27 protein-coding genes are annotated in these 26,030 nt (G+C 63.9%); 13 read left to right on the top strand and 14 right to left on the bottom strand.

All coding sequences use genetic code 11. The annotated features are described in order from the left end of the window. Window positions 1–155: 155 nt before the first annotated feature. From ASD63_RS14280 to ASD63_RS35085, 4 genes are all read right to left on the bottom strand, one after another. Window positions 156–1,523, bottom strand: a complete 1,368-nt coding sequence (locus ASD63_RS14280; protein WP_051659682.1) for a sensor histidine kinase — start codon at window positions 1,521–1,523, stop codon at window positions 156–158. After that, window positions 1,520–2,185: a response regulator transcription factor gene (locus tag ASD63_RS14275; protein WP_034804661.1), complete on the bottom strand. Its 666-nt coding sequence runs from the start codon at window positions 2,183–2,185 to the stop codon at window positions 1,520–1,522. The genes ASD63_RS14280 and ASD63_RS14275 overlap by 4 nt, the downstream gene beginning before the upstream one ends. Window positions 2,186–2,194: 9 nt before the next feature. Continuing rightward, the gene (locus ASD63_RS14270; RefSeq protein WP_051659683.1) at window positions 2,195–2,662 is read right to left on the bottom strand and encodes a hypothetical protein; all 468 of its coding nucleotides are present in this window, start codon (window positions 2,660–2,662) and stop codon (window positions 2,195–2,197) included. 280 nt (window positions 2,663–2,942) lie between these two features. Next, window positions 2,943–3,131, bottom strand: a complete 189-nt coding sequence (locus tag ASD63_RS35085; RefSeq protein ID WP_029742436.1) for a hypothetical protein — start codon at window positions 3,129–3,131, stop codon at window positions 2,943–2,945. Window positions 3,132–3,146: 15 nt separating this feature from the next. Between ASD63_RS35085 and ASD63_RS35080 the strand changes: the two genes are divergently transcribed. Next, window positions 3,147–3,461, top strand: a complete 315-nt coding sequence (locus tag ASD63_RS35080; RefSeq protein ID WP_034804662.1) for a hypothetical protein — start codon at window positions 3,147–3,149, stop codon at window positions 3,459–3,461. A 174-nt stretch (window positions 3,462–3,635) separates the two neighbouring features. Here ASD63_RS35080 and infC read toward each other — a convergent pair whose 3' ends face one another. Then, window positions 3,636–4,172, bottom strand: a complete 537-nt coding sequence (gene infC / locus ASD63_RS14255) for a translation initiation factor IF-3 (RefSeq protein WP_034804663.1) — start codon at window positions 4,170–4,172, stop codon at window positions 3,636–3,638. A gap of 220 nt (window positions 4,173–4,392) precedes the next feature. Here infC and ASD63_RS14250 point away from each other — a divergent pair, with 220 nt between their 5' ends. Both ASD63_RS14250 and ASD63_RS14245 read left to right on the top strand, forming a co-directional pair. Next, the gene (locus ASD63_RS14250; RefSeq protein WP_034804664.1) at window positions 4,393–5,196 is read left to right on the top strand and encodes an alpha/beta hydrolase; all 804 of its coding nucleotides are present in this window, start codon (window positions 4,393–4,395) and stop codon (window positions 5,194–5,196) included. 289 nt (window positions 5,197–5,485) lie between these two features. Continuing rightward, window positions 5,486–6,106 (top strand): transglutaminase-like cysteine peptidase, encoded by a 621-nt coding sequence (locus tag ASD63_RS14245; RefSeq protein ID WP_029742432.1) that lies wholly within the window; start codon window positions 5,486–5,488, stop codon window positions 6,104–6,106. Between the two features lie 72 nt (window positions 6,107–6,178). Here the strand turns inward: ASD63_RS14245 and mbfA are convergent, their stop codons facing one another. Further along, window positions 6,179–7,162, bottom strand: a complete 984-nt coding sequence (gene mbfA, locus ASD63_RS14240; protein ID WP_029742431.1) for an iron exporter MbfA — start codon at window positions 7,160–7,162, stop codon at window positions 6,179–6,181. A 165-nt stretch (window positions 7,163–7,327) separates the two neighbouring features. Between mbfA and ASD63_RS14235 the strand changes: the two genes are divergently transcribed. Next, window positions 7,328–8,158, top strand: coding sequence for a lipo-like protein (locus ASD63_RS14235; protein ID WP_060529501.1), 831 nt, complete (start codon window positions 7,328–7,330; stop codon window positions 8,156–8,158). Here ASD63_RS14235 and ASD63_RS14230 read toward each other — a convergent pair. Both ASD63_RS14230 and efp read right to left on the bottom strand, forming a co-directional pair. Continuing rightward, entirely contained in the window at window positions 8,148–9,389 is a 1,242-nt protein-coding gene (locus tag ASD63_RS14230; protein ID WP_029742429.1) for a cyclopropane-fatty-acyl-phospholipid synthase family protein, read from the bottom strand. The genes ASD63_RS14235 and ASD63_RS14230 overlap by 11 nt on opposite strands. A 160-nt stretch (window positions 9,390–9,549) precedes the next feature. Next, on the bottom strand, window positions 9,550–10,119 hold the full coding sequence (efp, locus tag ASD63_RS14225) for an elongation factor P (protein ID WP_029742428.1): 570 nt from the start codon (window positions 10,117–10,119) through the stop codon (window positions 9,550–9,552). Between the two features lie 160 nt (window positions 10,120–10,279). Between efp and epmA the strand changes: the two genes are divergently transcribed. The 6 genes from epmA (at window position 10,280) to ASD63_RS14195 (ending at window position 16,296) form a co-directional block, all read left to right on the top strand. Next, the gene (epmA, locus tag ASD63_RS14220) at window positions 10,280–11,332 is read left to right on the top strand and encodes an EF-P lysine aminoacylase EpmA (RefSeq protein WP_034804667.1); all 1,053 of its coding nucleotides are present in this window, start codon (window positions 10,280–10,282) and stop codon (window positions 11,330–11,332) included. Then, window positions 11,329–12,381 carry a lysine-2,3-aminomutase-like protein gene (locus tag ASD63_RS14215; RefSeq protein ID WP_034804669.1) on the top strand — a complete coding sequence of 351 codons (1,053 nt, stop codon included), beginning with the start codon at window positions 11,329–11,331 and terminating at the stop codon, window positions 12,379–12,381. Before epmA ends, ASD63_RS14215 begins: the two co-directional genes overlap by 4 nt. 169 nt (window positions 12,382–12,550) lie before the next feature. Beyond that, window positions 12,551–12,982, top strand: a complete 432-nt coding sequence (locus tag ASD63_RS14210) for a carboxymuconolactone decarboxylase family protein (RefSeq protein WP_034804671.1) — start codon at window positions 12,551–12,553, stop codon at window positions 12,980–12,982. Between the two features lies 1 nt (window position 12,983). Next, window positions 12,984–13,877, top strand: a complete 894-nt coding sequence (gene sigJ, locus ASD63_RS14205; RefSeq protein ID WP_034804673.1) for an RNA polymerase sigma factor SigJ — start codon at window positions 12,984–12,986, stop codon at window positions 13,875–13,877. 90 nt (window positions 13,878–13,967) lie between these two features. Continuing rightward, window positions 13,968–15,395 carry an MFS transporter gene (locus ASD63_RS14200; RefSeq protein ID WP_082572888.1) on the top strand — a complete coding sequence of 476 codons (1,428 nt, stop codon included), beginning with the start codon at window positions 13,968–13,970 and terminating at the stop codon, window positions 15,393–15,395. Window positions 15,396–15,480: 85 nt separating this feature from the next. Beyond that, on the top strand, window positions 15,481–16,296 hold the full coding sequence (locus tag ASD63_RS14195) for a class I SAM-dependent methyltransferase (RefSeq protein WP_029742422.1): 816 nt from the start codon (window positions 15,481–15,483) through the stop codon (window positions 16,294–16,296). A 72-nt stretch (window positions 16,297–16,368) separates the two neighbouring features. On the opposite strand, the gene ASD63_RS14190 is transcribed toward ASD63_RS14195, so the two are convergent. Further along, window positions 16,369–17,031 (bottom strand): OmpA family protein, encoded by a 663-nt coding sequence (locus tag ASD63_RS14190; protein WP_029742421.1) that lies wholly within the window; start codon window positions 17,029–17,031, stop codon window positions 16,369–16,371. A 203-nt stretch (window positions 17,032–17,234) separates the two neighbouring features. On the opposite strand from ASD63_RS14190, the gene ASD63_RS14185 reads away from it, so the two are divergent. Continuing rightward, window positions 17,235–17,873 (top strand): exopolysaccharide biosynthesis protein, encoded by a 639-nt coding sequence (locus ASD63_RS14185; protein WP_034804677.1) that lies wholly within the window; start codon window positions 17,235–17,237, stop codon window positions 17,871–17,873. A 112-nt stretch (window positions 17,874–17,985) separates the two neighbouring features. Here the strand turns inward: ASD63_RS14185 and ASD63_RS14180 are convergent, their stop codons facing one another. From ASD63_RS14180 to ASD63_RS14165, 4 genes are all read right to left on the bottom strand, one after another. After that, complete coding sequence (locus ASD63_RS14180; protein WP_051659684.1) at window positions 17,986–18,339, bottom strand: hypothetical protein; 354 nt, start codon at window positions 18,337–18,339, stop codon at window positions 17,986–17,988. 101 nt (window positions 18,340–18,440) lie between these two features. Further along, window positions 18,441–19,466, bottom strand: a complete 1,026-nt coding sequence (locus tag ASD63_RS14175) for a histone deacetylase family protein (protein WP_034804680.1) — start codon at window positions 19,464–19,466, stop codon at window positions 18,441–18,443. A 340-nt stretch (window positions 19,467–19,806) separates the two neighbouring features. Then, a complete protein-coding gene (locus tag ASD63_RS14170; protein ID WP_034804683.1) occupies window positions 19,807–20,334 on the bottom strand; it encodes a GNAT family N-acetyltransferase in 528 nt (175 codons plus the stop codon). Window positions 20,335–20,336: 2 nt separating this feature from the next. Next, the gene (locus ASD63_RS14165; protein WP_177235726.1) at window positions 20,337–20,915 is read right to left on the bottom strand and encodes an XRE family transcriptional regulator; all 579 of its coding nucleotides are present in this window, start codon (window positions 20,913–20,915) and stop codon (window positions 20,337–20,339) included. Window positions 20,916–21,122: 207 nt separating this feature from the next. On the opposite strand from ASD63_RS14165, the gene ASD63_RS14160 reads away from it, so the two are divergent. Together ASD63_RS14160 and lepA are read left to right on the top strand one after the other, a co-directional pair. Continuing rightward, complete coding sequence (locus ASD63_RS14160; RefSeq protein WP_034804697.1) at window positions 21,123–22,364, top strand: MFS transporter; 1,242 nt, start codon at window positions 21,123–21,125, stop codon at window positions 22,362–22,364. Window positions 22,365–22,425: 61 nt separating this feature from the next. Continuing rightward, a complete protein-coding gene (gene lepA, locus ASD63_RS14155) occupies window positions 22,426–24,261 on the top strand; it encodes a translation elongation factor 4 (protein WP_034804700.1) in 1,836 nt (611 codons plus the stop codon). Between the two features lie 175 nt (window positions 24,262–24,436). Here lepA and ASD63_RS14150 read toward each other — a convergent pair whose 3' ends face one another. Further along, window positions 24,437–25,903 carry an MFS transporter gene (locus ASD63_RS14150; RefSeq protein ID WP_034804703.1) on the bottom strand — a complete coding sequence of 489 codons (1,467 nt, stop codon included), beginning with the start codon at window positions 25,901–25,903 and terminating at the stop codon, window positions 24,437–24,439. Window positions 25,904–26,030: the final 127 nt, after the last annotated feature.

The raw sequence follows: 26,030 nt of genomic DNA, 5'->3' as shown, positions 1-26,030 counted from the left end.
GCCACGGCATGCCCTGCCGGACCGTTCGGACGGGGGCTTATAACCGCACATCCCGAAAAGCGCAACTGGGGAATCGAAAGAGCGGGCTGCAAGCGGCGATCCAGTGCCCTCGCCGCCTGCGCATGCCGCTTTTTTTTGCGACGACGCATTGCGCCTCAGGTCGGATCGCGCGGGCGCCGGCTGCCGCCGCCGACGTCGAAGATCAGTGCGACCTCGAGACCGCCCAGGGCCGACTGCCCGAGCGACATGGTCGCGCCATAGGCCTCCGCTATATCGGCGCTGATCGCAAGCCCCAGGCCATTGCCGGAGGCGTGGCCCGGCGCTGCATTGGCACTATGCCCCCCGCGGCGCATCGCCTGCTCGCGGTCGCCCTCGGCAACCCCCGGCCCATCGTCACCGACCGTGATCCGCACGCGCCCGTCGACCACCTCGGCCGATAGGCGGATCCGTGCCCGCGCCCATTTGGCGGCATTGTCGAGCAGATTGCCGAGACATTCGGCAAGGTCGGCCGGGTCGACGTCGAGTGAAATCGACGGATCGATGTCGACCTCCCAGACGACGTCGCGCTCCGCGGTCACGGGACGCAGGACGCTGACCAGCTTGTTGCCGAGATCGGCGAGCAAGGTCGTTGCCATGCGCTCGACGCCCATGCGGGCCGCCTGAAGCTGGCGGTCGGCTCGCTGGCGTACGAGGTCGACCTGTTCGAGCGCGATGTCGCGCTGGTGTTTCGGCAGGCCTTCGGCGAGTTGCGCCAGCACCGTCAGCGGCGTCTTCAGCCCGTGGGCGAGGTCGCTGGCGCGCGCCCGGGCTTGCGCCAGCGCGGTCGCGCGCTCCGCAAGCAGTAGATTGATTTCGCTGACGAGCGGCTGCACCTCGCGCGGCCCGGCCAGGCCAAAATCCTTCTCCTCGCCCGACCGGACGCGGGCGGCTCGTTCCCGCAGCCGCACCAGTGGCAGAAGGCCGAGGGCACCCTGCAGGAATGCGGCGCCGGCAAGCACGACGGCCGTCGCCAGCAGCATCAGCCGGATACGGCCGTGAAAGGCGGAAAGAGCGTCATCGAGTTCGCTGCGCGCAAAGCCGGCAGTAACCGCGAACTGCCTGGCATCCGCGCCTTCGCCAAGCGTCAGGGCCTGGCGGTAGACAAGGATCGGCGCGCCGTCCGGCCCCTCCGCTTCGAGGAAGCCCAGGTGGTGCGGCGCCGACGGTCGATCGGCATCGATCACCGTGTCCCACAGGGAGCGCGAACGCAAAGGAGTGCCGCCGTCGCGGTTGAGTTGCCAGTAGCGGCCGCCGGCCGGCAGGCTCAGGCGCGGATCGGCCGGCGCGCGCGGCAGCACCAATTCACCGTTGCGCACCCGCACCTGGGCGGCAACCGTATCGACGAGCGTTGCCATTTCGGCGCGGTAGCGCCCGGCAACGTAGTCGGTAAAAAGCCGGCTCAAGGAGAGCCAGACCACCAGCAGAACCAGGCAGATGGCGACCGATGCGCCGATTGCCAGCCTCAGCCGCAACGAGCGGATCATGCGCCACCGTCCGGCAGGACATAGCCAAATCCACGCCGCGTTTCGATCGCACCGCTCTCCGTCTTCTTGCGCAGACGGGCAATCATCGCTTCCACTGCGTTCTTGGCGGCATCATCGTCGCGGCCCTGAACGTGGCTTGCCAGCTCGAGCGGCGTGACAACCTGCCCCTTGCGCTCCACGAACAGTGCAAGCATGCGGTATTCGAGCGGGCTGAGGTCGAGCGGCAGCCCGTCGAAGGTCACCCGGCGCCCCGCCTCGTCGAGGGTGAAGCGTCCGGCAGCACGCACCGACGCAACACGCGGACCGGCGCGCCGCAGAAGGGCGCGCAGCCGCGCCAGAAGCTCCTCGGCCCGAAAGGGTTTCGGCAGATAGTCGTCCGCCCCGGCATCGAAACCGTCGACGCGCTCCATCCAAGAGCCGCGCGCCGTCAGAACCAGAACCGGCGTCTCCAGCCCCGCCTGCCGCCAACGCTTCAGGATCGACAGCCCGTCCATGCCCGGCAGGCCGAGATCGAGGATGACCAGGGCGTAGTTACCGCTCTCCCCTTGCTCCCAGACATCCGGGCCATGGGTGAGCGTATCGACGCCGTAGCCTTCCGCCTCCAGCCGGCTTGCCACATGGGCCGCGATGTTGGGATCGTCCTCCGCCAGAAGAATCCGCATGTCGTTCCTCTAGAACCCGAAAATGTTCACGAACTTGCCGGTTCGAGCATTGATGCGCAGGTTGCGGATCGTGCCCTGCTCGTCGCGGGTGCGGAGCCGGTAAATCTCGCTGCCACCCGATCGCTTGAGATCGACCGCAATGACCTGGCCGTATCTGTCTTCGTCGACCAGCCGGAGAACCTCCTTCAGCGGCAGGATGTCGCCCTTTTCGACGCCGTCGCGCGCCCGCTCCTGATCGCTTCGACGGATACCGCCGGCATCATCCGGCCCTAGGTCTTCGTCGTCATCATCATCATCATCGTCTTCGTCATCATCGTCGTCATCGTCGTTGCCGTGCCCGCCACCGCCATGCGAGCCACCGTCATCATCGTCGTCGTCATCCTTGGCGAGAGCCGCCATGCCGCCGGGCTGCGGCGCGAGCGAAAGCAGGAGCGAGCAGCAGAAGAGCGCGATCAGGTCTCGTCGTGTCATCGCCATGGCTTCATCCTGTCGCAACTGCTCCTCAGCGTCGGGTCCTTCCAAATGCGCTTGCGCAAGCATCCGCCAGGTGCTTCGTCTGCGGCGACGCCGCGGGCATCGTTCGGGGCGAGCCTATGCCAGCCTTGACGAGAACGCCAGCGACGCGCATGCCCCCGGCGCCGTTTCGGGCACAGGGGGCATGCGCTTGCCGGGTCGGGCCGCCGGGCGGGCTGGTGACGGCCGACCATCGCTCCGGCGCATGGTGTGGGGCGAATGCGCCGGGCAAATTGTGACCTGATCAGAATGCCGGCCGGATGGAGACGCTGCCGACCGGTCCCGGATTGCGGCGGATATCGCTGTCGTGCGGCTCGACCGTCACGACGCGAACGCCATGTTCGTATTCCACCTCGACCTCGAGCACCCGGCCGAGATTGTCGACGGCAACCAGCGAACCATTGCGCAGGCCCCGGAGATTTTCGTCGGTCACCCGCAGTTCAATCTCATGATCATCTCGGGCATCGTCGAAGTCGTCGTCGATGTCGTCGAAGCGGTCATCATCATCGTCGTCGCGATGACCGGGGCCACGATCATCGTCATCGTCTCGATCGTTGTGACGACCGTCGTCCCGATCGTCGTCGCGGTCGTCATTGCCGCCACCACGACCGCCGTTATCGTCACCGTCATCGTCATCGTCGGCGAGCGCCATGGTCGAGAAGGGATGCGACGCTCCGGTGGCAACGAGGGAAGCGCCAATCGGCGCCGAAACGAGGCCGCAGACGGCGACCGTAGAAACGAGCAAGGCCTTGCGCAGTACTGAAGTCATGATCTCGGCTCCTTCTCCCGATGCGATGCGGAGAGAATGGCACGGGACGCCTGACAGCTCGCTGAGGGCGATTGTCAGCATTCTGTCAGCAAAGCCCGAAGGATCCCGCAAACGAAAAAAGCCGCCCGGAGGCGGCTTTCGTAATCTCGACGGATGGGCGGCACGCGCTTAGCGCGGCGCGAGAACCATCATCATCTGGCGGCCTTCGAGCTTCGGCTCGGCTTCCACCTTGGCAATCGCCTGGGTGTCGTCCTTGACCTGCAGCAGAAGCTTCATGCCGAGTTCCTGGTGGGCCATTTCGCGACCGCGGAACTTCAGCGTGACCTTGACCTTGTCGCCGTCCTCGAAGAACCGGTTCATCGCCCGCATCTTCACGTCATAATCGTGCGTGTCGATGTTGGGACGCATCTTGATTTCTTTGATTTCGACGATCTTCTGTTTCTTGCGCGCTTCGGCCGCCTTCTTCTGGTTGGCGAACTTCAGCTTGCCAAGATCGAGGATCTTGCACACCGGCGGTTCGGAGTTCGGCGCGATTTCCACCAGATCAAGACCGGCTTCCTCCGCCATACGGAGCGCCTGGTCGATCGGGACGGCGCCGATGTTCTGGCCTTCGGCGTCGATAAGCTGAACCCGGGGCACCCGGATTTCCTTGTTTGAGCGCGGCCCCTCCTTGACGGGGGCGTCCGCTTTGAACGGTCTGCGAATGGTCGTACTCTCCTCGAGCTATTTCGAAAAATGTTGTTTAATTCGTTCGCCGGCGCGATCCCAAACGAAGCGCCTGAATCTGTCACCGACGGCAATGTGTGAATTGCGACGGGAGAGTCAATAGCACGGCTTGCAAGGAAAATCACCACCTGTCGATAGCAAGACGAATCTGTTTTAGAAAGAAAATCGCCAGCGAAACGGGCCCTTGGAGAGAATTTGCATGCAGAATACGCCAGCAGAGACGGAAATCAGCTTCATCGAGGTCGGCGCAGCGGAGGCCGCGCGCAAGATCGCGATGCGCGTGCGGCACGCCGACAAGCCGACGGATGGACAGCCGACGCTGGTCTGGCTCGGCGGCTACCGCTCGGACATGACCGGCACCAAGGCGGTCGAAGTCGAGCGCTATGCCATGGAACGGGGGGCTAGCTGCGTGCGCTTCGATTATTCCGGCCATGGCTCCTCCGGCGGCGCCTTCACCGACGGCACGATCTCGCGCTGGCTGGAAGAAAGCCTCGCCGTCATCGATCAGGCGGCACCGGGGCGCGTGGTGCTGATCGGTTCGTCGATGGGCGGCTGGATTGCCTTGCGGGTCATCCAGGAGCTCAGGCGCCGGGGCGACGGAAACCGGCTCGCCGGTCTCGTCCTGATCGCGCCGGCACCCGACTTTACCGCCGAACTGATCGAGCCCAACCTGACGGAGGCCGAGCGGGCCTCGCTTTTAGAACGCGGCTATTTCGAGGAGCCTTCCGAATACAGCCCCGAGCCGAACATCTTTACCCGCGCGCTCATCGAGGACGGCCGGGCCAACCGGGTGCTCGACGGCACGATCTCCACCGGCTGCCCGGTGCACATCCTGCAGGGCATGCGCGACCCCGATGTCCCCTACTCCCACGCCCTGCGGCTGATGGAGCACCTACCCGCCGACGACGTCGTCATGACGCTCATTCGCGACGGCGACCATCGCCTCTCGCGTGAAGAAGACATTGCTAAAATGAAACAGGCGATCGGCACGATGCTCGCCTGAGCCCATGCCGGAATAGCCCTCCCTTTTCGACCGAATCCCAAGGACAAAACCCGTCCCGTGCCGCAGATCCCCTGCGGCGCAACGGTTCGCGTGCGCCCGGTTCCGGTTTTAACCATAAAGTCCGATGCCCCGATTCCGGAGATTGACTCCGCAGCCCCGACGTTATTAACTCTTTATTAACGATTAGAGCAGCGCCGGGGACGAACCTAAACAAGCTGCCTTCAACTCAGGATTGCGCGAATGCGTCCGGACAAAGAGCGTCCGGCATACCGCGCCGCAGGGGACTTGTATGGCGTCTTGGACTGGGGTTAAGGGAAGTATCGCGGCGTTCTGCGCACTTTTCATTTCAGCAAACACGGCAATCCCCGCGCAGGCGGGATCGCCTCCCTGGATGCAGACCGGCTCCGCGACCTCGCAGCCGATCGGCCACTACGAATTCTGCCAGAAGTACAAGAGCGAGTGCAACGTACGCTCCAAGGGAACCGTCGCTGCGCGCGTGACCGAACGAGGCTGGGCAACGATCCGGCAGGTGAACGCGGCGGTCAACCGCGAGATCACGCCGATGACCGACCTGGAACTGCACGGCCGGGACGAAGTCTGGTCCTATCCGGACGGCGCCGGCGACTGCGAAGACTTCGTGCTCGAAAAGCGCAAGCGCCTGATGAGCAGGGGCTTCTCGGCAAGCGACCTGTTGATCACCGTGGTGCGCAAGCCTGACGGCGAAGGCCATGCGGTTCTGACCGTTCGCACCTCGCAGGGCGACTTCATCCTCGATAACCTCGAAAACGGCGTCAAGCTCTGGACCAACACGCCCTACCGCTACCTGAAGCGCCAGGCGTCGAACCACAGCGGCCGCTGGGTCACCATCCAGAACGGCGCGGAAGTCCTCGTCGGCTCGGTCGGCAACTGACCTCAAGGCGACAGAAGAGTTTCAAAAAAGGGCCGGTCGAACCGGCCCTTTTTCGTATCTCCCGCTCGCCCGTCAGGCGTTGCCGATCAGGATGCCGGCCGCGAGCACCAGACCGCCGCCGAGCACCACCTGGAATGCGGCCCTGAGGAACGGCGTTTCCATGTAGCGGTTCTGGATGAAGGCGATCGCCCAAAGCTCGACGAAGACGATTACCGCTGCAGTCGCGGTCGCCGTCCAGAAATGCGGGATCAGATAGGGCAGCGCATGGCCGAGACCGCCGAGCGCGGTCATGATGCCGGAGGCAAGGCCGCGCTTGATCGGTGAGCCGCGACCGGAAAGCTTGCCGTCATCATGGGCGGCTTCGGTGAAGCCCATGGAGATGCCAGCGCCGACGGAGGCCGAGAGACCGACAAGGAAGGTCTGCCAGGTATCCTGGGTGGCGAAGGCAGCGGCGAAGATCGGGGCCAGCGTCGAGACCGAGCCGTCCATCAGGCCGGCGAGACCGGGCTGAACGTAAGTGAGGATGAACTGGCGGCGCGCGGTCTGGTCCTCCTCGGCGCGCACGTCCTCAGGCGTATGCTCTTCGCCAAGCCGACGGGCGAGCGATTCATGCGACTTTTCGGCGATCGCGAGATCGCCGAGCAGTTTGCGGGTGGCGGCATCCTGGGTTCTGGTGGCGGCCTCGACATAGAAGCGGTGCGCCGCCTCCTCCATCGCTTCGGCCTCCTCGCGCGCCTTTTCGATCGGCATTTCGGCAATCAGCCAGTCAGGCTTGCGCTCGGGGAAGTCGCGCACATGTTCGCGCCGGATCAGCGGAATGCGGTTGCCGAAGCGCTGGACGTGCAGATCGATCAACCATTGCCTGTGGTGGCTTTCCTCCTCCGCCATCTCCTCGAACACTTTTGCCGAGTGGGGATACTGTGCCCGAAGCGCATCGGCATAGGCGAGATAGATGCGCCCGTCGTCCTCCTCGGAGGAGATGGCGAGCGCCAGGATTTCCTGTTCGCTGAGAGACAAAAACGGGCGTTTGGAACGGGAGAAGAGACGGGAAAAAATTGGGAGGAAACCTTCTTTAGAATAATTCTAAAATAGAAATGCAGGATCGCACCGTCAAGCCCAAAGCTATGCAATCATGTAACAATCACTCGACAGAGTGTCGCGGCTCGGCCACCATGCCCGCCAGTTTCGAATCCCCATCCCCTCCCCGGAGCGATCGCCTCGATGAGGACCATCTATCCACTTTCCGAAAGCAAGGACACGCTGCTCGATCGTCTCGGCGCCAGGCTCGCCGCACGCCTGCAGGCGCAGACGTCGGGCTACGAGCCCTACACGCCATCCGATCAGGAAACGCTGGCGCGCACGCTGCGCCCGGGCGACATTCTCCTGATCGAAGGCAACCAGAAGGTTTCGGCAGCGATCAAGTATCTGACGCAATCGACCTGGTCGCATGCCGCCTTCTTTGCCGGTGACCAGATGCCGCTGACGCTCGATCAGGCGACACTACCCGTCATCGAGCGGCCGCAACTGATCGAGGTAAACATCGGCGAGGGCTGCGTTGCCGTGCCGTTGAAGAAATACGCCTCGTTCAACACCCGCATCTGCCGGCCTATCGCGCTGACGCCGGATGATCGCACAGCACTCGTCGGCTTCATGATCTCGAGGCTCGGGATGAAATACGACCTGAAGAACATTTTGGACATGCTGCGCTATTTCATGCCGACGCCGCCGGTTCTGGTGCGCTGGCGGCGGCGCCTGCTTGCCTTCGGTTCCGGCGACCCGACGCGCGCGATCTGCTCGACGCTGATTGCGGCCGCCTTCGAGCAGATCCGCTATCCGATCCTGCCCGAGGTTACCCGCGCGCCCGGACGGGCGTCCGCGACCTCGACCTATTCACGCGAGGAGATCCTGCATATCCGCCATCATTCGCTCTACACGCCCAGGGATTTCGACCTCTCGCCGTTCTTCGCGATCGTCAAGCCGACGCTGGAGTTCGGCTTCGACTACAAGCGATTACTCTGGCAAGGTGACGGAGAACACCCGTTCAAAGGTTGAGAGCGAGCGCCTGTTCGCGGGCCATGTAATCGCGCTGGCGGTCGGTGATGTAATCGCGAACGATCGGCGCCGCATCACGCGAGCGCGACAGCTGCATGTGGAAGACAAGCTGGCTGCCGGTGCGGAACATCATCTCGGCACTGATCAGATAGAACTCCCACATGCGGGCAAAGCGCTCGTCGTATAGCGCGATCACCTTGTCGCGGTTCGCGTCGAAGCGCGCGCCCCAATGGGCAAGCGTCGTCGCGTAGTGCACCCGCAGGAATTCGAGATCGCTGACCCAGAGGCTGTTGCGCTCGACGACCTCGAAGACCTCCGACAGTGCCGGCGAATAGGCGCCCGGGAAGATGTACTTGCGAAGCCACGAGCTCGCCATGCCGGGCGGGCTCATGTGGCCGATCGAATGCAGCACCGCCAGGCCGTCGTCCGGCATCAGCGCGTTCAGCTTCTTGAAGAACTCGTCATAGTGATGGACGCCGACATGTTCGAACATCCCGACCGAGACGATGCGGTCGAACGGCCCCTGCACATCGCGATAGTCCTTGAGCTCGAAACGCACCCGGTCCGACAGGCCCGCCTTGCGCGCCCGTTCGGTGGCAAGCGCCTGCTGCTCCTTGGAAAGCGTGACGCCGAGCACCTGAACATCCGCCAGCTGCGCCAAGTACATCGCGAGATCGCCCCAGCCGCAGCCAATATCCAGCACCTTCATGCCGGGCTCCAGGCAAAGCTTGGAGGCAAGCAACCTCAGCTTGTTGCGCTGCGCCGTCTCGAGCGTCTCGTTGGGCTCGCGGAAGTAGGCGCAGGAGTAGAGCATGTTCTCGTCGAGGAACAGCTTGTAGAACTCGTTGCCGAGATCGTAGTGATGCGCGACGTTCTGCTGGGCCTTGCCCTTGGGGTTGGCCTGCTGACGCTTGCGGAAACGCATTTTTACCGCGCGCAGCAACTTCTGGATCGGGTAGGAGCCGAGCGACAGGCGGTTGATCGAAAACAGCGTCAGGAAATCGCGGAGGGTGGAGCCCTCCTCGAAGCGCATGGTGCCGTCCATATAGGCTTCGCCGGCGGCCAGTTCGGCATTGAAGACGAGGCTGCGATAAAGCTTCTTGTCGGTGAGACGCATCGTCACTTCCGGTCCTGGCGTCCCGGAATAAACGTGCCTCTTGCCATCGGCATCGATCACCGTCAGGCGACCCTTGCGAATGAACGACTTCATCATATGCGACAATGGGAACATGCAGGCCCTCTCGTGACACGTCGTATCGGCGCCGCATCCTAGCACCCGTTTTTCGAAATGCGCCCCTTAAATTTCTGGTTGCTCATGCGGTCTGCCCGAAACGAAAACGGGGACGGCAACCTTCGCTGCCGTCCCCGTCCAAACTGACCTGGTCGATGCCTCAGTCCTTGGCGCGCTCGACGTAGGAGCCGTCTTCCGTCGCGATGATGACGCGGGTGCCGGCCTGGATATGCGGCGGAACCAGCGTGCGGACGCCGTTCGACAGAATGGCCGGCTTGTAGGACGACGAAGCCGTCTGGCCCTTGACGACCGGCTCGGTCTCGGTGATTTCGAGCGTCACGTGGCGCGGCAGGTCGATGGCGATCGCCAGGCCTTCGTGGATCGAAAGAATGACGGCCATGCCTTCCTGCAGGTAGGCCTTGAGATCGCCGATGTCCTCGGTGGTCATGACCAGCTGGTCATAGCTTTCCGGGTTCATGAAGTGGAAGCCTTCGGCATCTTCATAGAGGAAGGTGTGCTCGCGGTCTTCGACGAAGGCGCGCTCGACCTGTTCGGTCGTGCGGTAGCGTTCGGAGACCTTCACGCCGTCGGAAATGCGGCGCATGTCGACCTGGGTGACCGGCGTGCCCTTGCCCGGGTGGAAGTTCTGGGCGGTAAGCACGACATAGAGCTTGCCGTCGACGTCGAGAACGTTGCCCTTACGGACAGATGAAGCGATGACCTTGACCATTAGTCTTCCTTGTAACAGAGGTATGCGCGACACCGCGGGCCGGAAACACGGGCCCTGAAGGACGCGGAAAGAAGGATTTCGCGCCGCCACTACCCTAATTTCGCGCAAATAGCCAGCCTGAGCCGGTATCTGCACGAAGAAAGCCTGGACTGAACCGATCATGTCGCATGCCTCACCCTGGTGGACACCCGATGTCCATGCCGACCGGCGCCCGTTTCTTCTCGGCCGCAACCGGATCCAATCGGTATTGCGCCGGTTCTTCGAGACACGCGACTTCATCGAGGTCGACACCGCGACCCTGCAGGTCTCGCCCGGCAACGAGGCGCACCTGCATGCCTTCGCGACCGAGGCGCTCAACCACGACGGAACCGACCATCCGCTCTATCTGCACACCTCGCCGGAATTTGCCTGCAAGAAGCTGCTGGCCGGCGGCGAAGAGCGCATCGCCTGCTTTGCCCATGTCTACCGCAATCGCGAGCGCGGGCCGCTTCATCACCCCGAGTTCACCATGCTCGAATGGTACCGCGCCGGCGAAAGCTACGAGGCGTTGATGCGCGACTGCGCCGAGATCCTGGCGCTTGCGGCGGAAACCACCGGCACCAAGCAGTTTATTTTCCAGGGGCAGGCCTGCGATCCCTTCGCCGCTCCGGAGCGCCTCAGCGTGGCGGACGCCTTCGAGCGCTTTGCCGGCATCGACCTGCTGGCCTCGATCGCCGCCAATGGCGAGACCGACCGCGACCATCTGGCTGCCACGATGGCGGCAGCCGGCCTTCGGGTCGCCCATGACGACACCTGGGCCGATCTTTTCAGCCGGGTGCTTGTCGAAAAGGTCGAGCCGCACCTCGGCTTCGGCCGCGCAACGATCCTCGACGAATATCCAACCGCCGAGGCGGCACTGGCGCGTCCTGCCGCACGCGACCCTCGCGTTGCCGAACGTTTCGAGCTCTATGCCTGCGGCGTTGAGCTTGCCAATGCCTTCGGCGAGCTGACGGATGCGCCGGAACAACGGCGTCGATTCGAAATGGAGATGGCGGAGAAGGCCCGCGTTTACGGCGAGACCTATCCGCTCGACGAGGATTTTCTTGCAGCGCTCGCGATCATGCCCGAGGCAAGCGGCATCGCGCTCGGCTTCGACCGGCTGGTGATGCTCGCAACCGGAGCCTCACGCATCGACCAGGTGCTCTGGGCGCCAGTGGCGGAGACACGAGCGTGAACGCGCACCGCCCGATCAAGACCGCACGCGAACTGGTCGAAACAGGCCTCATCGACAGCGCCAAGGAGGCGGCGGTTGCCGCCGTTGCCGAGCGTTATGCCGTTGCGATCAGCCCCGTCATCGCCGGTCTCATCGATCCCAACGACCCCAATGACCCGATTGCACGGCAGTTCGTGCCGGATGCCGCCGAGTTGACCCTGCTACCCGAAGAGCGCGAGGACCCGATCGGCGACAAGCCGCACAGTCCCGTGACCGGCATCGTCCACCGTTATCCCGACCGGGTGCTCCTGAAGGCCGTGCATGTCTGCCCGGTCTATTGCCGCTTCTGCTTCCGCCGCGAAATGGTCGGGCCCCAAGGGCTCGGCACGCTGACGCCAGCCGAACTCGATGCCGCGATCGCCTATATCGCAAGCCACGAGGAAATCTGGGAGGTGATCCTCACCGGCGGCGATCCGCTGGTACTGTCCCCGCGGCGGCTCGCCGAACTCATGGAACGGCTGAAGCCGATCCCGCATGTAAAGGTCGTCCGCTTCCACACCCGCGTGCCCGTGGTCGAGCCGGCACGCATCGACGCCGACCTGATCGCTGCACTCAAAGCCAGCGGCAAGGCGACCTATGTGGCGCTGCATGCCAACCACCCGCGCGAGCTGACGGACGAGGCGCGTGCCGCCTCTGCCCGCCTGATCGATGCCGGCATCGTCATGATCAGCCAATCGGTGCTCTTGAGGGGCGTCAACGACGATGCCGAGGTGCTTGCCAGCCTGATGCGCGCCTTCGTCGAAACGCGGATCAAGCCCTACTACCTGCACCACCCGGATCTCGCCCCCGGCACCAGCCATTTTCGCCTGACGATCGAGGAAGGCCAGGCGCTGGTTGCCGCCCTGCGCGGCCGCGTCTCCGGCCTCTGCCAGCCGACCTATATCCTCGACATTCCCGGCGGGCACGGCAAGGCGGTGATCAGCGCTGCCTCGATCGCGGACGAGGGCGGCGGCTGCTACACCGTCACGGATTTTCGCGGCGGCGAGCACAGCTATCCACCGAAAGCCTGATGCACGGCGAGAAATCGCGACTCTCCAAATTATTGAAACTTCTTCAAAATAATCAGCTCATGCATTTTTCTTCGCATCCTGCGAGAAAAATCATCGTGCCCGCGTCACAGCTGTCCGGCGTCGATCGTCAATTGGTCATAAGCAACACGACAACGATGGAGTTGAGACCATGACCGATACCAAGGCCGTCCGCTACGAACAGGAAATCTCCGACGTGCTCGGCGCGCTCGCCGACGTGCACAAGACCATGGACCTGCACGGGCTCGACCGCACGATCCACAATCTCGTGCAGCTGCGCGCCTCACAGATCAACCGCTGCGGCTTCTGCGTGAAGATGCACACCAAGGAATCCCGCACCGAGGGCGAGAGCAACGAGCGGCTCGACCGCATCATCGTCTGGGACCAGGTCAATGATTTCACGCCGCGCGAGAAGGCAGCGCTTGCCTGGACCGAAGCTCTGACCGAACTCGAGCCGCGCACCGACTTTGCGCCGCTTCGCGCCGAGCTGCGCCAGCATTTCAGCGAAAAGGAGATCAGCGTCATCACCGCGACGGTGGCGATGATCAACCTTTGGAACCGCATCCAGATCTCGAGGCACTGACATGAACGACCGGCAGCACATGCAGATCTTCGAGGAGGCGCGCCCGCGCCTTCTCGGCCTTGCCTACCGCATCCTCGGCTCGCGTGCCGATGCGGAAGATGCGGTGCAGGATACGTTCCTGAAATGGCAGGAGGTCGACCGGACAACGATCGAAACGCCGGCGGCGTGGCTGACGACCGCCTGCACGCGGCGCTGCCTCGACCTCCTGAAGGCGGCGCACCGCAAGCGCATCGATTATGTCGGCGCATGGCTACCGGAGCCGATCCATACGGCGAGCGATGACAATGCCGAGGAGAAGCTTGCGCTGACATCCTCACTGACGACGGCCTTCCTGCTGATGCTCGAACGGCTCACACCGAAGGAGCGCGCCGCCTATCTGCTGCACGAGATCTTCGGCCAGCCCTATGAGGAAGTGGCCGAAACGCTCGACATGCAGGAAACCGCCGCCCGCAAGCTGGTGTCGCGCGCCAAGACCAATATCGGGCTCGAAAAAGCCCGGCACCAGACGCCGCGTGAGCGACAGGACGAACTGCTTTCGGCCTTCCACCAGGCAATCCACGGCGGCAATGTCGCTAGCCTCTCGGCCCTGCTTTCGGCCGATGTGAAGCTGACAGCCGACGGCGGCGGCAAGGTGGCGACCGTGCTCGGAGTGCTCTCGGGCAAGGAGACGGTGCTCGCCTTCATCATCGATCGGCTTACCGAATACTGGTCGCATTACGTCTGGGAAATCGGCGACATCAATGGCGGCCGCGGCATCGTGCTTCGGGACGAAGCGAAAAACGAGATCGCGGCAACCGTCGCCTTCGGCTATGACGGCGACGGAAACGTCAACGACATCTTCATCATGCGCAACCCGGACAAGCTCACGCATTTCGGCGAGGCTGCGCTCCACTGATACTGGCGGCATCGCCCTTGCAAACGTGATCCTCCCCACCGGCCAGGCCGGTCGCACGTTTTCGGCAATACCGCTGCATGAGGTACTGACATGCTCGAAAAAACATCCGCAGCCCACCAGGAAACCGGCTGGCGCGCGCTTTTGACCGGCGGGAACGCCGTGCATTCGCTGGTGCTCAGCGGCGGCGTCGCGCTGCACGCGCTCAACATCTACGTCGTGACGACGATCATGCCGTCGATCGTGCGCGAGATCGGCGGGCTCGAATATTACGCCTGGAGCACGACCGTCTTCGTCGCCGCCTCGATCCTCGGCGCGGCCCTGTCGGCCCGGCTGCTTGGTGCCGTCGGCGCCGGCGGCGCTTATGCGATCGGTGCGCTGGTCTTCGGGCTGGGCACACTCCTCTGCGCTGCGGCCCCCTCGATGGCGATGCTGCTCGCCGGCCGCGCGATCCAGGGTTTCGGCGGCGGGCTGCTCTATGCGCTTGCCTATGGCGTGATCCGTGAGGTCTTCCGGCCAGAGCTCTGGACCCGCGCCATCGGCCTGATTTCGGCCACCTGGGGTACGGCGACGCTGGTCGGTCCGGCGATCGGCGGTATGTTCGCGGAGTTTTCCACCTGGCGAGTCGCCTTCTGGTCGCTCTTGCCGCTGACGGCGCTGCTGGCGACCCTCGCCTTCTCGACTTTGCCGCGCAAGGCTGCCGGCGAAGGCGCACGCACGCCGCTTCCCTTGGTGCAACTGACGCTGCTCGTCGCCATCGTGCTTGCGCTTTCCATCGCCAGCACGCTGACCACGGCGGCGGCGCAGGTAGGCTGCGTCGGCGCGGCGATATTCATGTTCCTGGCGCTGCTCGTCGTCGAGAAGCGGGCAACCGGCAAGCTGCTCCCCTCCGGCAGTTTCACCCCGACCTCCCCGCTGGCAGCCCTTTATGCTACGATCACCCTGCTGATGGTCGGCCTGCAGCCGGAAATCTATGTGCCGTACCTCCTGCAGGAGCTGCACGGATTGTCGCCGCTGGTAGCCGGCTACATTGCGGCGCTGATGTCGATCGGCTGGACCGCCGGGTCGATGACAAGCGCCCACTGGCATGGGGAAAGGGCAAAGCAGACGATCTTTGCCGGCCCGGCCTTCGGCTTTGTCGGCCTGGCACTGATTGCGCTGTTCATGCCGATGGCAGGATCGGAATTCATGGTGATCGCCGCGCCGCTCAGCCTCGGCATCATGGCGGTCGGCTTCGGCATGGGCTTTGCCTGGCCGCACATCGTGACGGCCGTCTATGAATTTGCGCCGGAAGGCGAAGCGGAGAAGGCGTCGAGCTCGATTACCACGGTCCAGCTCTTCGCCGCAGCACTCGGCGCGGCGCTGGCCGGGCTTACCGCCAATCTCGCCGGCATCGAAACGCCGTCGACGGAAGGCGTGGCGATGGCGACACGCTGGCTCTTCTGGCTGTTTGCGCTGATGCCGGCGCTGGCCGTTCTGACAGCCGGACGTGTCTGGCGGGCGCGCCGAACGGCGAAATAGGCGCCTTTGCGGGCCTTCCCCGGGGTGGAGGGCCTGCAAAATGCAAGCTGTGCGGCGGGGTGCATCACGCCCTTGGGAGGAGAGGATGGAAGCCGAGGAGATCGGCCTTCACGGCGTACGGGAGACCTTGCTGGTCACGCTCCAGGCCAAAGCCGCAGAGAGCGCGTTCCCGGATTCCCTGCTCAACGATCACTTTGCCGCCGATCTCATGCGGCGGCTCGCCGGCAGGCCGAAACCGCCCGATGCCGGCCACGACATGACCATCGGCATTGCCGTGCGCGCCCATATGCTCGACCGCTGGGCGCGCGCCTTTATCGGGCGCCACCCGGACGCAATCGTGCTCAACCTCGGCTGCGGTCTCGACACACGTATATTGCGGCTCGATCCGCCCGCGTCCGTCGGCTGGTTCGATGTCGACTTTCCCGATGTGATCGCCTTGCGGCGACAGCTTTTCCCGGCGCGCGCCGGCTGCACGACGATCGCCTCCTCGATAACGGAGCGCGAGTGGATCGACCTCGTTCCGGCGGACCGCCCGGCGATCGTCGTCGCCGAGGGCGTGTTTCCCTATCTCTCAGAACACGAGGTCCGCGACGTCTTGCGACGGCTGACCTCCTGCCTTGCCGGCGGGGAAATCGTCTTTGACGCCTACAGCCATCTCGGTATCGAGCTTTTGCGGCTGAGCCCATCGCTGCGGGCAACGGGGGCGGAGCTTCGCTGGGGGCTGGAAAACGCGCAAACGCTGGAACGCGACGTGCCCGGGCTGACGTTGCTCGACGAGATCAGCGAGTATGATTCAGGCCAGGTCGCACGCCTGTCGCCGATGGCGCGGATAGCGGCGCATGTCGTCAGCGCCCTGCCGATGCTGCGCCGGATGGGCCGCCTGTTGCGCTACCGTTTCTAGCCCGGCAAGGCATGAAAAGGGCCGCGCCTTGCGGCGCAGCCCCTTCGATTGCAAGCGGTCGCTTTCGGCCGATCAGGCCTTGATCGGCGCGATCGAGATTTCGACGCGGCGGTTCTGCGCGCGGCCGGCTTCGCTTCCGTTGGAGGCGATCGGACGCTCCTTGCCGTAGCCCATGGCCGACATGCGGCGCTGGTCGACGCCCTGGCCCGCCAGGTAGTTGGCGACCGAAGCGGCGCGGCGCTCGGAGAGGCCCTGGTTGTAGGAGGCGCTGCCGGTCGCGTCGGTGTGGCCATCGACGTCGATCATCGTCTTGTTGAACTTGCGCAGCACGATCGCCACCGAGTTCAGCGTGTCGTAGAAAGCCGGGATCACCTGGTCGCGGTCGGTCGCGAACGTGATGTTGGACGGCATGTTGAGGATGATGCGGTCGCCGGCGCGGGTGACCGATACGCCGGTGCCCTGCAACTGGGCGCGCAGTTCGGCTTCCTGGTTGTCCATGTAGTTGCCGATCAGGCCGCCGCCGAGACCGCCAATCGCGGCGCCGACGAGTGCGGAGTCACGCCGTCCTGCGGCACTGCCGCCAACCAGCAGACCGGTCGCCGCGCCGAGGCCTGCGCCGATCAGCGCGCCACCGGCCGTGTTCGACATCTTCTGCTCGCCCGTATAGGGATCGGTGGTGGTGCATCCCGAAAGATAGATGGCCGCGACAGCCAGAATGGCGCATTTCTTGATCATGGAATCAGTTGTCCCCATTGGTGCTCGAAGTTGCTTCATACTAGCGATTGCGGCAGGAAGATGAAGAGGCGTCCCATTCACGCCAAGGTTTACCGGCAAATCCAGCTTCGCCAGCGGCTGGCGTGGCCATCAGGGCACACATAAACCGATCCTTCACACGCTCTTGATAGGACGGGCACCAAAGAAAAGAGAGGCAAGCTCCAATGGCAATCGAGTTCGGCGACACGCAACGCAGTCTCAGCGACACGCTCAACGGCATGATTGCCTCGATCCGCGGCGAGACGATCACGCTACGCGAGCTGATGACGGAAATCGGCGAACAGGGCTTCCTGCTGCTGTGCGCCCTGCTGACGCTGCCGTTTCTGCTGCCGGTGTCGATCCCGGGCGTCAGCACCGTCTTCGGCGCAGCGATCATCCTGATTTCCGTATCGGTCACGCTCAATCGCCTGCCGTGGATGCCGCAGCGCATTCTCGATCGCCGGATCGAAACCGAGAAGCTGGTGCCGACGCTGCAGAAAGGCGCGAATCTCGTTTCCAAGCTGGATCGTTACGTCCGTCCGCGTCTCGGCTTCCTGACGAAGGGCGCGCTGATGAACCGATTCAACGGCCTGATGATCATGGCCGGCGGCATTCTCCTGATGTTCCCGCTCGGCCTGATCCCGCTGTCGAACACGCTGCCGGGGATCGCGATCCTCTTACTCTCGCTCGGTATCATTCAGCGCGACGGACTGATGGTGGCCGGGGGCTATCTCTTCCTGATCGCGACCACGGTCTACTTCACCGTGCTTGCCTATATGGCCTTTGCCGCCGGTCAGGGCCTGTCGTCGTTCTTCGTCTCCTGACACCTCATCAGGCGTGTGGATCGGCCCGGCCAACTGCCGGGCCTTTTCGTTCTGACCATCTGTGGCACGCAATTCCGGACCGAAACCGCTGTACACGTTTCCTGGAATTGCTCTAGGCAGCCAGACCGCCGAAAGCCCGGTAGCTGGCAAAGTCGGTGCGGATGCCGAGTGTCTTCATCAGCGCCTCGCGGTTAAGGCCGAGCTGGCGGTCGAACTCGACGAGGGCGGCCGCGACCTTCGGCGCGACGTCGGCGCTCGCAAACTCGATCAGGGTGATGAAGTCGAACTGGCCGGGGCCGGCGTGCTGCTCCAGAAACAGGTCCTTCACATAGCCGTCCTGCTTGCGGATGACTGCGAGCGTCTTGTCGACGAGTTCGACGAACTGCTGGCGTGCTTCCAGCGGCACGGTGTACTTATTGATACGGTAAAGCGGCGCCACGACGGCCGGCTTCGATTGGCTGCTCATTGCTCTTTCCTCTTCGTCTCTTTTGAACAGGAGCAGTCGTACGACCTCAAGTAAAGTTGAGGTCAATAGCGGTGATCGCGCTTTTACTCGCGCCGGCGCCGTCAGCCGGAAAGTCCCTTCAGCACATTGGCGACATTGAGCCCTATCTCCGGCACGCCGTAACCGCCCTCCATGCAGACGACCACCGGCAAGCCCGTGCGCTTCAACGCCGCGCCCATGCGGATGTAATCGTCGGATGTCAGCCGGAAGAACGAGATCGGATCGCGCTCGAAGGTGTCGACGCCGAGCGACACGACCATGGCCTCCGCGCCGAAGGCCGCAATACGGGCAAGCGCGTCGGCCATGGCGGCCGACCACACGTCGTAACCGGTGCGGCGCGGCAGCGGGTAGTTTTTCGTCGTGCCCAGCCCCTCGCCGGCCCCCTCCTCGTCGGCAAAGCCGAGGAAATAGGGGAAGGCGTCAACGGGATCGCCATGCAGCGATGCGAAATAGACGTCGTTGCGCTCGTAGAAGATGTCCTGGGTGCCGTTGCCGTGATGGAAGTCGACGTCGAGCACCGCCACCTTGGCGGCACCCTGATCCCTCAGGCGCTGGGCGGCGCAGGCGGCATTGTTGATGAAGGAATAGCCGCCATAAAGGTCGATAGCCGCATGATGGCCGGGCGGACGGCAGAGTGCGAACGCCGCACGGTTTCCGGCATGGATATGGTCGGCGGCAGAAAGTGCGCAGTCCATCGCCGCCCGCGCCGCGGCATAGGTACCCTCGGTGATCGCCGTTTCCGCCGCAAAAGAATAGTAGCCGAGCGCGCCATCGATATCGCGGGGCGGATGCTGGCGCATGCGCCTCGCCGGAAAGCAGGTGGCGATCGCTTCGCCGCGATAGCCGTCGGCGACCCAGCGCGACCAGGCGGTTTCGAGAAAGTCGAGATAGTCAGGCGAATGCAGTTTGAGGGCGACGTCGAGGCCATGGTGGTCGGGGGCAACGACATCGCGAAACCCCGCTTCCTTCACCGCCGCAAGGATCCACTCGGCCCGGAACGGCGCCTCGAAGGGCGCAACGAGCTCGCCACCGAACAGCTCGGTCTTGGCGTCACGGAGCTTGTGGTCCTCGGAGTAGAAGATGTGCATGAACGTATCCTGAAGAGGCAACGGAAGGGTGCTGGTACCCTACCCGCGGTTTCAGGCTTGGCAACCTGCCCCTCATCCGCCCGGTGAGGGCTCGCCCCTCATCCGGCCTGCCGGCCACCTTCTCCCCGCAAGCGGGGCGAAGGAGACGCGCGGCACCCGCTCCCCATACGTCGCACGCTCGCGGTCTCTCCAATCAGGCGTACGTGAAGTGGTCAGCCGACGCATCGTACACGTCTCCGGCCTGCCGGGAGAGGGTGAGTCCTCGGGTTAAACCCGATGGGGGGGGCAATTGGGGTAAGGGAGACGACTGAGGCAGCCGGCCACCGTGCTGCGGTCACCCCTAAGCAGCGATCCGTTTGTAAAAGAACGTGGTGGCGCACAGGCCGCCTTCCGGCCACATGGCATAGTCGGGGATGACGCCGACGCGTTCCCAGCCGAGACGGGGATAGATCGCCTCGGCCTCGCTGCCGGTGGCGGTGTCGAGCACCAGCAGGGTCTTGCCGCGGGCGGCCGCTTCGCGCTCGACCGCTTCCATCAGCCGCCGGGCAACGCCCTTGCCGCGGGCGTCGCGGTGCACAAGCAGCTTCTTCAGGTCGCCGCGGTGCGGCTGGTTCGGCATCTGCGCGACGCCCACCTGCACCGTGCCGAGGATGCGGCCCGCCTCCTCCGCCACCATCAGCAGCGTGTCGCCGACCGCGACCGCTCCGGCAACTCCCTGCCAGTAGCCACGCGCACTTTCCGGCGGGTATGGCTGCATGAAACCGACCGACGCGCCACCTTCCACGCAATCGGACAGCACATCCGAAAGCGCCGGGATGGCGGTCACAGCTCCATTTTCATCAAGCAGGCGGATACGAAGATCGGACATGGTCAAGCCTTGGTGCGGCAGAGGACGACGGCGTAGCGTGCCGGCTCATCGTGCGGATTGTGAAAGATGTGGCCCGCCTCCAGGCCCATGAACAGACAGTCGCCGGCTTCGAGCGAATGGGAGCCGGATTCGGTCGTGAGTTCCAGTCGCCCGGAAAACAGCCAGAGATGCTGGGTGATGCCCCGGTCGGACGGTTGCCGCTCGAAGACGACGCGCGCACCCGGCGGAAACTCGACCTCGACGATATCGACGGGGGAGCCAAGACCATCCGGCGAGACGGAGCGGCGCAGATAGCCGGATTCCGGATCGCGCCAGAGGCGCTGGTCGGCACGCCTTGCAACCGGCGACGCCACCCTCGCCTCGAAGGCAAAAAGCGCCGAAAGCGTGGTCGAGAGCGCGCTGCACAGCCTCGCCAGAAGCTGCGCCGTCGGGCTCGCCTCGCCGCGCTCGATGCGCGAGATCATCGCCCGACTGACGCCGGAGCTTAAGGCAAGTTCATCGAGTGTCAGCGCCTGCTTGAGGCGTAACGCCCGGACGCGCTCGCCGATCGCGTGTTCAAGAGGGTCGGTTGGGTTTTCCATTATTTGAGATTGCATTTCTCATATAATGGAGTCAAGTCTGCTGGAACTGAAAATATGGGCATGCGATGCCGCTTTGGCGACAGCGCGACACCAGTCTTTCGGCTATGGTGTCGGCCGAACCGACGAAATCGAGAAATGCTTACGCTTCAATACTTTAGATAGTTCTCACGCGCTTTGCCCTGCGCGGATCCCATTCACAGGTTGCACATGACCAAACAGCCCTCCTCGCTGACCTCGATCGCCAGCATTGTTGCCTCGATGACGGCCGTGGCGATCGGCAACGGCATGATGCTCGCCTATGTGCCCTTCGCGCTGACGCGTTCCGACGCGCCGGACTGGGTGCCGGGGGCAGCGGTGACGATGATCGCCTTCGGCGGCTTGGTCGGCTGCGTCATCGCCGGGCCGATGATCCGCCGCGTCGGCCATGCGCGCGCCTTCTCCTGCTCGATGGCGCTCGTCATCCTCTCGGCCCTGGCAATCGCGCTCGGCATGCATCCACTTGTCTGGGTGCTGGCCCGTGGTCTCTACGGTGCATCCGGCAACACCAATTTCATTATCGCCCAGAGCTGGCTCAACCACGCAAGCGCGAACCACTGGCGCGGCAAGGCGATGGCACTGTTCTACATGGCCTATGTCATCGGCCTTGGCACCGGCGCCTGGCTGTTCGGGCAGATCCCCGCCGATGGCAACCTGCCGCCACTCGTGACCATCTTCTTCACCGCCCTTGCGCTCCTGCCGATCGGGCTGACGCGGCTGCCGACGCCGCCCGCGCCCGCCAAGGTCAGCATCGATATCCCGATGGTCTGGCGCAATTCGCCGGTCGCCTTCATCGGCGTGCTTGCCGCCGGCGGCCTCTCCATGGTGGTGCAGGGCTTCACGCCGATCTACGCCGCCGCCAACAATGTCAGCCAAGGCGATGTCGCCAACCTGATGTTCGTCATGCAGTTCGGGCTGATCGCCATCCAGTATCCGATGGGAACGCTGTCGGACCGGATCGACCGCCGGCTCGTGCTGATCGGCACCTGCCTGTTGATCCTCGTCGCCGGCTTCCTCGCGCTCTCGGCCACGTTCAGCAACCTGATCCTGTTGATGCTGGTTTTCGCGCTCTTTGCCGGCGCGGTCGAGACCGTCTATTCGATTGCCAATGCGCATGCCAACGACCGGACGGATCCGGCCGATTTCGTGCCGCTTGCGAGCACCATGCTGGTCGCCTGGTCGGCCGCCGCCACGGTGGTGCCGCTGATGGTGACGGTGCTGATGCCGGTCTTCGGGCCGCGCACCTTCATCTATGCGGCGATGGCGGTTGCCGCGCTCTATGCGCTCTTCGTGCTGGCAAGGCTCAGGAAGCGGGACGAGGTGCCGGCGGCCGAGCGCGAGAGCTTCGAACTCAAGAGCGCGCAGATGCCGAATGCAGGCGCGCTGGTCGAGGCCGAGGCAAGGGCCGAATAGGCCGATTTATAGTGAACGAAGCCTTCATTTCCCGCTTTGCGGCGATTGAAGGCACTGCTATATGCGGCCCATGAGCACAACATCTTCGAAAACGCCCCTTTCGCATATCCGCAACTTCTCGATCGTGGCCCACATCGACCACGGCAAGTCGACGCTTGCCGACCGGCTGATCCAGTCCACCGGCGGCCTCGCCGAACGCGAGATGTCCGAGCAGGTGCTCGACAGCATGGATATCGAACGCGAGCGCGGCATCACCATCAAGGCCCAGACGGTGCGTCTGCACTACAAGGCCAATGACGGCGAAACCTATGTGCTGAACCTCATCGACACGCCCGGCCACGTCGACTTCGCCTACGAAGTCTCGCGCTCGCTGTCGGCCTGCGAAGGCTCGCTGCTGGTCGTCGACGCATCCCAGGGCGTCGAAGCCCAGACGCTCGCCAACGTCTACCAGGCGATCGACAACAACCACGAGCTCGTCACCGTGCTCAACAAGATCGACCTGCCGGCGGCAGAACCCGACCGCATCAAGGAACAGATCGAGGAAGTCATCGGCATCGACGCATCCGACGCGGTGCTGATTTCGGCAAAGACCGGCCTCGGCATTCCCGATGTGCTCGAAGCGATCGTCACCAGGCTTCCGGCGCCGAAGAGCGACGGCGGCGATACGGCGCCGTTGAAGGCCCTGCTCGTCGACAGCTGGTACGACACCTATCTCGGCGTCATGGTTCTCGTGCGCATCATCGACGGCACGCTCAAGAAGGGCATGACCATCCGCATGATGGGCACCGACGCCAAGTACACGATCGAGCGCGTCGGCGTGCTGACCCCGAAGATGGTGGCGATGGATGCGCTCGGCCCGGGCGAGATCGGTTTCATCACCGCCTCGATCAAGGAAGTGGCCGACACCCGCGTCGGCGATACCATCACCGAGGACAAGCGCCCGACCGACAAGGCGCTGCCGGGCTTCAAACCGGCGCAGCCGGTGGTCTTCTGCGGTCTCTTCCCGGTAGACGCCGCCGACTTCGAGGACCTGCGCTCGGCGATGGGCAAGCTGCGCCTCAACGACGCCTCGTTCTCGTTCGAAATGGAATCCTCGGCAGCACTCGGCTTCGGCTTCCGCTGCGGCTTCCTTGGGCTTCTGCATCTTGAAATCATCCAGGAGCGGCTCGAACGCGAGTTCGACCTCGACCTGATCGCGACGGCCCCTTCGGTCGTCTACAAGCTGTTCATGACCGACGGCTCGGAGCGCGAACTGCACAACCCGGCCGACATGCCCGACGTCGTCAAGATCGCCGAAATCCACGAGCCGTGGATCCGCGCGACGATCCTGACCCCCGACGACTATCTCGGCGGCATCCTCAAGCTCTGCCAGGACCGCCGCGGCATCCAGATCGAGCTGACCTATGTCGGCACCCGCGCGATGTTGACCTACGACCTGCCGCTCAACGAAGTCGTGTTCGATTTCTACGACCGCCTGAAGTCGATCTCCAAGGGTTATGCCTCGTTCGACTACCAGATCACCGAGCACAAGGAAGGCAACCTTGTGAAGATGTCGATCCTCGTCAATGGCGAGCCGGTCGACGCCTTGTCGATGATGGTGCACCGGATGGCGGCCGAAAAGCGCGGCCGCGAAATGTGCGAGAAGCTCAAGGAGCTGATCCCGAAGCACATGTTCAAGATCCCGATCCAGGCGGCGATCGGCGGCAACGTCATTGCCCGCGAAACCATCTCGGCTCTGCGCAAGGACGTGACGGCCAAGTGCTATGGCGGCGACGCCACCCGCAAGCGCAAGCTGCTCGAAAAGCAGAAGGCCGGCAAGAAGCGCATGCGCCAGTTCGGCAAGGTGGAGATCCCGCAGGAAGCCTTCATCGCCGCCCTCAAGATGGGCGACGAATAAGCGGCAGCGCTGCATGTTTCAACGTTTGAAAGGGCGGCCCTCGGGTCGCCCTTTTTGGTTTGTGAAGGTGAGGCGATGCTGGAGCAGCAGGATTGGTCGCACGCAGGCGTGGTTTCCCGGACTAGCTACTCCGTTATTCTGGGCCACGGCGTCTCACAGTGACCTCTCACGACGGTTACTCCGGCAGCTTCTTCGGCAGCCAGAGCCAGGCGATGATGCCCAATGCGAGCAGCGACAGGGCGCCGACGCCGGTCGCGATGTGAAGACCGGTGAGGAAGGCTTCCTTGGCCTGCAGCACCGTTTCAGAAGCAAGGCCCGGATGATCGAGGGTTTCGTTCAGCGTGCCGGCCACGCCGGGGCCGAGCAGCCGGAAGCTGAGTGCCGCCAGTGAACCCAAAAGTGTGATACCGAGCGCATTTCCGAGTTCGTTGCTGGTCTCGGCGATCGAGCCCGCGGCACCGGCGCGTTCCGCAGGCACCGCCGACACGGCGATCTCGGCGACGAGGCTGAAGGAGAGGCCGTAGCCGATGCCCGCAACCACAGTCGAGGCGATGAGCGCTGCCACGCCCGCCTCGGTGCTCGTGAGGAGCAGTAGAAAGAGGCCGGCTGCGATCAGGAAATGCGTCGCAACAAGCGCCGTCTTGCGGCCGACCACATCGACGATGCGCGCTGTCCCGACACAAGTCGCCATCAGCACGACGGCGCCGGGCAAGGTCAAAAGTGCTGCGGTAAAAACATCGAAGCCGAGGACCGATTGCAGATAGATGCCCGAGAGGTAACCGACGGCGGACCAGACGACCAGCGGCAGGAGGCCGGTGAGAATGGCGATGGAAAAGATGCGGTCCCGGAACAGGCCGAGGTCGAGCAGCGGATAGGCGATCCGCGTTTGCCTGCGAATAAACAACGCGATGGCGAGGACGCCGACGATCCCGGCAAGCGTCTGCAGCGGCGTGAAGCCGTAGGCGGCCGCGGTCTTCAGCGAATAGGTGGTGAGCAGGATACCGGCAAAGGACAGGACAAGGCTTGGCAGGTCAATGCGGCCATAGGTCGTGGAGCGCACCTCGCGAAGCAGAATGGGTGCGGCGACCAGGAAGCCGAGCACGACGGGAACGTTAATCAGGAACACCACGCCCCACTCGAGCCGCTGCAACAGGATGCCGCCGATAACCGGACCGATGGCGAAGCCGGCTGCAAAGGTGGCGGCGAAGATGCCGATCGCCTGCGCCCGCAGTCGCGGATCCGGAAACAGCGCGCTGACGATTGCCAGCCCCGAGGGCAGCAATGTCGCGCCGCCGAGCCCCATCAGCGCCCGGGAAGCAATCAACGCCATGGGCGACTGCGCATAGGCCGCACCGAGCGATCCTGCACCGAAGATCACCGCGCCGATCATGATCAGCTTCAACCGCCCGTAGCGATCGCCGATATTGCCGAAGGCAATCAGCAGCGAACCGACGACGAAACCGTAGATATCGAGGATCCAGAGCGCCTGGTCGGCGGTGGGCAAGAGAGCCGAAGTCACGCGCGGCATGGCGAGATAGAGGATGGAGCCATCCATGGCCACGATGAGGACCAGTGGCAGCACGGCGATGAGGCCGAGCCATGCGCTTCGGCCTTGGGAGTGAGGGAGTGAGACGTCAGTCATTGGGCACGAATCCTTTGCAAACGGCACGCGTCGGCATGCCGCTTCGGCCGCCGCCCGTGAGGAGGCGGATGGTTGCGGTTGGGAGATATCTTCTATATACTTAAGGTAAGTTACTTTTGGTATATAG

The sequence above is a fragment of the Ensifer sp. Root558 genome (assembly GCF_001427045.1).
Classification (GTDB): Bacteria; Pseudomonadota; Alphaproteobacteria; order Rhizobiales; family Rhizobiaceae; genus Ensifer; species Ensifer adhaerens.
The sequence above is the reverse complement of the archived record's forward strand: the minus strand, read 5'-3'. Positions and strand labels throughout refer to the sequence as shown.

What these genes read in the sequence shown, in the direction of transcription:
- ASD63_RS14280 (WP_051659682.1), bottom strand. Translation starts at nt 1,523, where the DNA reads ATGATCCGCTCGTTGCGGCTGAGGCTGGCAATCGGCGCATCGGTCGCC.
- ASD63_RS14275 (WP_034804661.1), bottom strand. Translation starts at nt 2,185, where the DNA reads ATGCGGATTCTTCTGGCGGAGGACGATCCCAACATCGCGGCCCATGTG.
- ASD63_RS14270 (WP_051659683.1), bottom strand. Translation starts at nt 2,662, where the DNA reads ATGGCGATGACACGACGAGACCTGATCGCGCTCTTCTGCTGCTCGCTC.
- ASD63_RS35080 (WP_034804662.1), top strand. Translation starts at nt 3,147, where the DNA reads ATGATCATCTCGGGCATCGTCGAAGTCGTCGTCGATGTCGTCGAAGCG.
- ASD63_RS14250 (WP_034804664.1), top strand. Translation starts at nt 4,393, where the DNA reads ATGCAGAATACGCCAGCAGAGACGGAAATCAGCTTCATCGAGGTCGGC.
- ASD63_RS14245 (WP_029742432.1), top strand. Translation starts at nt 5,486, where the DNA reads ATGGCGTCTTGGACTGGGGTTAAGGGAAGTATCGCGGCGTTCTGCGCA.
- ASD63_RS14235 (WP_060529501.1), top strand. Translation starts at nt 7,328, where the DNA reads ATGAGGACCATCTATCCACTTTCCGAAAGCAAGGACACGCTGCTCGAT.
- ASD63_RS14230 (WP_029742429.1), bottom strand. Translation starts at nt 9,389, where the DNA reads ATGTTCCCATTGTCGCATATGATGAAGTCGTTCATTCGCAAGGGTCGC.
- efp (WP_029742428.1), bottom strand. Translation starts at nt 10,119, where the DNA reads ATGGTCAAGGTCATCGCTTCATCTGTCCGTAAGGGCAACGTTCTCGAC.
- epmA (WP_034804667.1), top strand. Translation starts at nt 10,280, where the DNA reads ATGTCGCATGCCTCACCCTGGTGGACACCCGATGTCCATGCCGACCGG.
- ASD63_RS14210 (WP_034804671.1), top strand. Translation starts at nt 12,551, where the DNA reads ATGACCGATACCAAGGCCGTCCGCTACGAACAGGAAATCTCCGACGTG.
- sigJ (WP_034804673.1), top strand. Translation starts at nt 12,984, where the DNA reads ATGAACGACCGGCAGCACATGCAGATCTTCGAGGAGGCGCGCCCGCGC.
- ASD63_RS14200 (WP_082572888.1), top strand. Translation starts at nt 13,968, where the DNA reads ATGCTCGAAAAAACATCCGCAGCCCACCAGGAAACCGGCTGGCGCGCG.
- ASD63_RS14195 (WP_029742422.1), top strand. Translation starts at nt 15,481, where the DNA reads ATGGAAGCCGAGGAGATCGGCCTTCACGGCGTACGGGAGACCTTGCTG.
- ASD63_RS14190 (WP_029742421.1), bottom strand. Translation starts at nt 17,031, where the DNA reads ATGATCAAGAAATGCGCCATTCTGGCTGTCGCGGCCATCTATCTTTCG.
- ASD63_RS14185 (WP_034804677.1), top strand. Translation starts at nt 17,235, where the DNA reads ATGGCAATCGAGTTCGGCGACACGCAACGCAGTCTCAGCGACACGCTC.
- ASD63_RS14180 (WP_051659684.1), bottom strand. Translation starts at nt 18,339, where the DNA reads ATGAGCAGCCAATCGAAGCCGGCCGTCGTGGCGCCGCTTTACCGTATC.
- ASD63_RS14175 (WP_034804680.1), bottom strand. Translation starts at nt 19,466, where the DNA reads ATGCACATCTTCTACTCCGAGGACCACAAGCTCCGTGACGCCAAGACC.
- ASD63_RS14170 (WP_034804683.1), bottom strand. Translation starts at nt 20,334, where the DNA reads ATGTCCGATCTTCGTATCCGCCTGCTTGATGAAAATGGAGCTGTGACC.
- ASD63_RS14165 (WP_177235726.1), bottom strand. Translation starts at nt 20,915, where the DNA reads ATGGAAAACCCAACCGACCCTCTTGAACACGCGATCGGCGAGCGCGTC.
- ASD63_RS14160 (WP_034804697.1), top strand. Translation starts at nt 21,123, where the DNA reads ATGACCAAACAGCCCTCCTCGCTGACCTCGATCGCCAGCATTGTTGCC.
- lepA (WP_034804700.1), top strand. Translation starts at nt 22,426, where the DNA reads ATGCGGCCCATGAGCACAACATCTTCGAAAACGCCCCTTTCGCATATC.
- ASD63_RS14150 (WP_034804703.1), bottom strand. Translation starts at nt 25,903, where the DNA reads ATGACTGACGTCTCACTCCCTCACTCCCAAGGCCGAAGCGCATGGCTC.